Origin of the sequence: Treponema sp. (assembly GCF_017430385.1) — a bacterium.
Classification (GTDB): domain Bacteria; phylum Spirochaetota; class Spirochaetia; order Treponematales; family Treponemataceae; genus Treponema_D.
Window position 1 is genome coordinate 1 of the sequence record NZ_JAFRNB010000132.1, and the last position, 5157, is coordinate 5157.

The window sequence follows — 5157 nt, forward strand, 5'->3', positions numbered from 1 at the left end:
GCGGTTCAATCAGTAAAAATTGCTAACTTTCACATTGCTAGTTTTCAATAGTGCCTTGCCATCTCGCTCATGAGGACAAGCACCGATTTTTTATCATTTTCCGAAAGTTTTGAAGAGATGGCTGCTATAGTTAATAAAATTGCAGTTGTATTGAAATAATCTTCCGGGGATTTTAAGGGGCGTAGCCCCTTAGACGAAGGGGTAGCGGAAAACGCGAAGCGGTTGGAGCGAGGGGAAGGCTTTCCCCCTTTTAAATTTCTAACTGCTAATTGCTCACTGCTACCTGCTAACTTTCCACTTTCCGTTTTCCACTTTCCACTTTCCACTTTCTAATTTCCCTTAACTTTTATTTTAAAATTCCGATATTCATAGTATGAATAGTTTTACACGGTCAATAGATTTGTTATCTCGTGCTATGGATGTCAATACTCTTCGATATCAGGTTTCTGCGAACAATATTGCTAACGCGGAAGTTCCTAACTACAAGAGGCAGACTGTCAATTTTGAGAGCGAGCTTAAGCGTGCCTTTGAAAGCGAAAAGGACACTGAGCACAGAATTCAGCTCACCCGGACAGACGACAGGCACATTCAGATTGATACGCCTGTGGACTTCCGCACTGTCGAGCCACGCCGTGTAACTGACTGGGAATCTACTGCCAATGCAAACGGAAACAATGTTGATCCTGAAGTTGAAGCCATGAACATCATGAAGATTCAGCTCAACTACCGCTTGCTTGCACAACTGGAGAATTTTGAATTCAGCCAGGTTAAAACTGCGATGAAACGATAATGGACATCCTGTCCTGACAAGTTTTTCTGCTGCATGCTGCAGAAAAACTTGCGAATAGCCAGGCTTTGTGCCACCTCCATGTGGCGAATTAATTTGATAATGAGAGGTTTTTTAATATGGGAATGTTTACTTCTATTAATATTGCTGCTACTGGAATGAGCGTTGAGCGACTCCGTACTGATGTTATTTCTAACAACATCGCCAATGCCAGCACTACACGCACTCCAGAGGGCGGTGCTTTCAAAAAATCTTCTGTTGTTATTGAGCCGATTGCTTCTTCTCATCCGACTTGGAGAAGCCCGTTTGTTTCTGCTGATCAGGATAACGGTCCTGGAAAGGGCGTTCGTGTTAAGGAAATCGTTAAGAGCACCGAGCAGGGCAGGCTTGTTTATGACCCTACAAACCCGGATGCGATTCAGTCTGGCCCGAACAAAGGCTATGTTGAGTATCCGAATGTAAATATCGTGAATGAAATGGTTGACTTGATTTCGGCAAGCCGCGCTTACGAAGCAAACTCAACCGTTATTCAGGGCGCAAAGGACATGTTCTCAAGCGCACTTGAGATTGGACGAGGCTAGGGATAAGCACGGGTTGCACTGAGTTGCGGTGTTTTTAATTCTCTTGTCATAAAGGAAATTTTAATATAAAATTTATGAGGGTGGATATTTATGAATGTTACAATGTCAAGCGTGTCGCAAATTCAGATGACCAGAACTAATCCTGCGCATGTGGGTTCTGCAAAGCTCACTTCTGTTATTTCGGGGCAGGAAAACACAAATCAGATTCAGAATGAAAAAAATATGGGCAGTTTTGAGAGTTATCTCGTAAATGCCGTTTCTAGCATGAACAGCCAGCAGCTTGATGTCGGCCGAGTGCAGGAAAAGCTAATAACGGACCCTGATTCTGTCGATATTCATGATGTAACCACAGCAATGGCTAAAGCTCAGATGTCATTGAGTCTTGCGCAGACTGTCATTGACCGTCTTATCACTGGCTGGAATGAGCTTTCGACAAACAGATAGTTGAATTTATAATCTTCTTTTCAATAGAAGAAAAGTGTGGTATTCTAAGAGGATATTTGTTTTATAAATATCTTCTTGAAATATTGTTGTTCGTTCACGGGAGGGGTAGATGAACGACTGGCTTAAAAATACTGGTGCCAAGTTAAAAAGTTCCTGGGCTTCTTGGAAGCCGCTGCAAAAAGCAATCGCCGCGGGCATTTTAATCGCGGTTATTGTAGTTTTAGTTCTTGTTTTCAAAGGTTCTTCAAAGCCATCCGGAGTAGAGCTTTTCCGCACTCCGATTACTGACGCTGATAAGCGTGAGGAAATCGTAACCCGGCTTGAGCAGGAAAATTTTGAGTATACTCTCAATGAAACGACCGGAAAATTCATGGTCGCTGACAATCGTACTGCAAAAAAAATCCGTACCCTTCTTACTACCGAAGGAATCCTTTCTTCTTCATACAATATCTGGGATGAGGAGCTTAATGTAACCAACTGGTCAACGACTGATTTTGAGCGTGGTGAGAGACAGCTCCAGCGCGTGAACAATCAGATTAAGCAGCAGCTTGAATCCCTCGATTATATCGCAAACGCAAATGTCGTAATCAATCCGAAGAGCGATGCCCTTATGGCTCGTGACAGCCGCCCGGCACAGGCAAGCGTAATCCTCACAATCCGTGGTGACACACCGAGCAAGCGACAGATTAAGGGTATTCAGGACTTGATTATGAGCGCGGTTCATGGTCTTCTTGCTGAGAATGTAAAAATTTCTGATACGCAGGGCAATATCCTGAATGATTTTGAGGGCATGGCGGATCTTGATGCCGTTGAAGTCGTCAAAAAACAGCAGGAATACAGAATGCAGCTTGAATCAAAGCTTTCTGTCAAAGTACAGAACATGCTTCAGGCTAACTTCTCTAATGACCGTGTAAGGGCGGTCGCTGTTACCATTGATATGGATATGTCAAAGGTCACTAGCGACAAAACCGAATATACGCCGTTCACTCGTGTTCCTGATAATCCAGATACCCCTTATTCAGAACTTGAGACTGTTGATGGCGTTCCTATTTCTGAGCAGACCGTAACAAAAAAATGGACTGGTACCGGCTACAATCCAGAGGGACCGGCTGGTGTTGAAGGTCAGAATCCTCCTGTTTATTCTGATATGTCGAATGTTGTCGGCGAGTCAAAAGAAGAGGGCACGACCAAGAATTATGTTTACAACACAGAGCAGAAACATATCGAAAAAGCTCCTTCAATCGACCGAATCACAGCTTCGGCAAACATTGACGGTTACTGGGAAAAGGAACTTGAGGACGGAACTCCAGTTTTTGCTACCAAAAAGAATTTTGAGGCTCTCAAAGCAAAATATGAGGAAAAGTTCCGTGCTAATCCTCAGAAATATGAATTTGATATTTATCCTAACATTGAGGACAACCCATATATCCGTTTGAAGACAGATCACATCGTTCGAATTTATTCGCCGGTTTCTGATGCTGTCCGCGAGCAGGCCGCAAGCATTGTTCGTGATGCAATCGGCTACAACCGAAGCCGCGGTGACTCTGTAACAATCACTTCATGGGCAATTCCTCGTGAAGACGACTGGAACCTTGAGGATGACAAGATTTTGAAGGCAGCACAGACAAGAAAGACAATCATGCTCGTCCTGATTGGTGTCGTCGTTATTCTCGTTGCATTCATCATATTCAGAATGATTAGCCGTGAGCTTGAACGCCGCCGCCGACTCCGCGAGGAAGAACTTCTCCGCCGTCAGCAGGCAGAGCGCGAAAAGGCTCTTTGGGATGCAAAGCAGGAAGGCATGGAAGTTACCATGTCTGTCGAGGAGCGCAAGCGCGCAGAGCTTCAGGAAAATGCAATCGCTATGGCAAAAGAGCATCCTGAGGATGTCGCAATGCTCATCAGAACTTGGATGATGGAGGAGTAGTATATGTCTGACGCAAAAGGTGCAGCACCAAAAGGTGGTGGCAAGAAAGGCGGAGCAAAAGATTATAAGAACCTCACCGGCCGTCAGAAGGCAGCCATCTTCCTTGTTTCGCTTGGTTCCGATGTTTCTTCCGAAATCATGAAGCATCTTCGTGAGGACGAGGTTGAGACTTTAACATTTGAAATCGCACGATTGGAGACAGTCGATTCTGACTTTAAGGATCAGGTTCTTGAAGAATTCCAGGAACTCATGGCGGCACAGAACTTTATCACCACTGGTGGTATCGACTATGCCCGCGAATTGCTCGAAAAATCTTTGGGAAGCCAAAAGGCAATCGACATCATCAACCGACTTACATCGAGCCTGCAGGTTCGTCCGTTCGACTTTATCCGCCGTACAGACCCGGCCCACTTGCTCAACTTCATTCAGCAGGAATATCCGCAGACAATCGCTTTGATTCTGGCTTATTTGGAACCGGGAAAGGCAGCCGTTATCTTGCAGAACTTGCCGCCTGAGATTCAGCCAGAAGTTTCAAAACGACTTGCAACAATGGACCGAACTTCACCAGATGTCTTGCGTGAGGTTGAACGAGTTCTTGAAAAGAAACTTTCTACATTGTCTAGTGAAGACTACACTGCCGCAGGTGGTGTTGAGTCTATCGTTGAAATCCTCAACCTCGTTGATCGTTCTTCTGAAAAGGCAATCATCGAATCTCTCGAAGAAGAAGATCCGGATTTGGCAGAGGAAATCAAAAAGCGAATGTTCGTCTTCGAGGATATCGTTATGCTCGACGACCGTGCTATTCAGAAGGTACTTCGCGAGGTCGATACTCAGGAGCTTTCAAAGGCTCTCAAATCGGTCGATACCGAAGTTCAGGACAAAATTTTCCGAAATATGTCAAAACGAGCGGCTTCAATGCTCAAAGAAGATATGGAATTCATGGGACCTGTCCGCTTGAAGGACGTCGAGGAAGCTCAGCAGAAAATCGTTTCTACTATCCGACGACTCGAAGATGCGGGTGAAATCGTCATTGCTCGAAGCGGTGAAGACGAACTGGTCGTTTAATCTCGTGAATTATAAAGGGAGTCATTCATGGCAAGAAATTTATTTCAGCAGACATTATTTCAACCTGGTCAGTTAAAGCCGAAAGAGGGCGAATTCAAGCTCCAGCTTGTCCATGAATTTGCGCCTCCAGTAGAAGAAGTTGTAGAAGAAACTGTTCCTGAATATACAGGACCTACTGCCGATGATTTGAGGCGTGAAGCCGAGGCATTTAAGGCTCAGTGGGAGCAGGAAAAACAGCAGATGCTTCTAGATGCGCAGGCAAAAGCCGATGAAATCGTCAAAAGGGCAGAAGATGCCGCATTCGCTGAGGTCAAAAGGCAGACAAATCAGGCACAAATCGTAAAAAATGAAGC

Annotated in this window: 6 protein-coding genes and 1 pseudogene; 6 read left to right on the forward strand and 1 reads right to left on the reverse strand. The window is 44.9% G+C overall.

Translation table 11 applies throughout. From position 1 onward, the window contains the following. Window positions 1–44: 44 nt before the first annotated feature. Window positions 45–326, reverse strand: coding sequence for a hypothetical protein (locus tag IJJ71_RS09855; RefSeq protein ID WP_296846684.1), 282 nt, complete (start codon window positions 324–326; stop codon window positions 45–47). A gap of 47 nt (window positions 327–373) precedes the next feature. On the opposite strand from IJJ71_RS09855, the gene flgB reads away from it, so the two are divergent. The 6 genes and pseudogenes from flgB to IJJ71_RS09885 all read left to right on the forward strand — a co-directional run. Further along, window positions 374–790, forward strand: a complete 417-nt coding sequence (gene flgB / locus IJJ71_RS09860; protein WP_296846686.1) for a flagellar basal body rod protein FlgB — start codon at window positions 374–376, stop codon at window positions 788–790. A 116-nt stretch (window positions 791–906) separates the two neighbouring features. Continuing rightward, window positions 907–1368 carry a flagellar basal body rod protein FlgC gene (flgC, locus tag IJJ71_RS09865; RefSeq protein WP_296846688.1) on the forward strand — a complete coding sequence of 154 codons (462 nt, stop codon included), beginning with the start codon at window positions 907–909 and terminating at the stop codon, window positions 1366–1368. Between the two features lie 90 nt (window positions 1369–1458). Beyond that, a complete protein-coding gene (fliE, locus tag IJJ71_RS09870) occupies window positions 1459–1812 on the forward strand; it encodes a flagellar hook-basal body complex protein FliE (protein WP_296846690.1) in 354 nt (117 codons plus the stop codon). 109 nt (window positions 1813–1921) lie between these two features. After that, window positions 1922–3739: a flagellar basal-body MS-ring/collar protein FliF gene (fliF, locus tag IJJ71_RS09875; RefSeq protein WP_296846692.1), complete on the forward strand. Its 1818-nt coding sequence runs from the start codon at window positions 1922–1924 to the stop codon at window positions 3737–3739. Window positions 3740–3742: 3 nt separating this feature from the next. Then, window positions 3743–4804 (forward strand): flagellar motor switch protein FliG, encoded by a 1062-nt coding sequence (fliG, locus tag IJJ71_RS09880; RefSeq protein WP_296846694.1) that lies wholly within the window; start codon window positions 3743–3745, stop codon window positions 4802–4804. A gap of 27 nt (window positions 4805–4831) precedes the next feature. After that, window positions 4832–5157: pseudogene (locus IJJ71_RS09885) on the forward strand (flagellar assembly protein FliH); the annotation flags it as partial.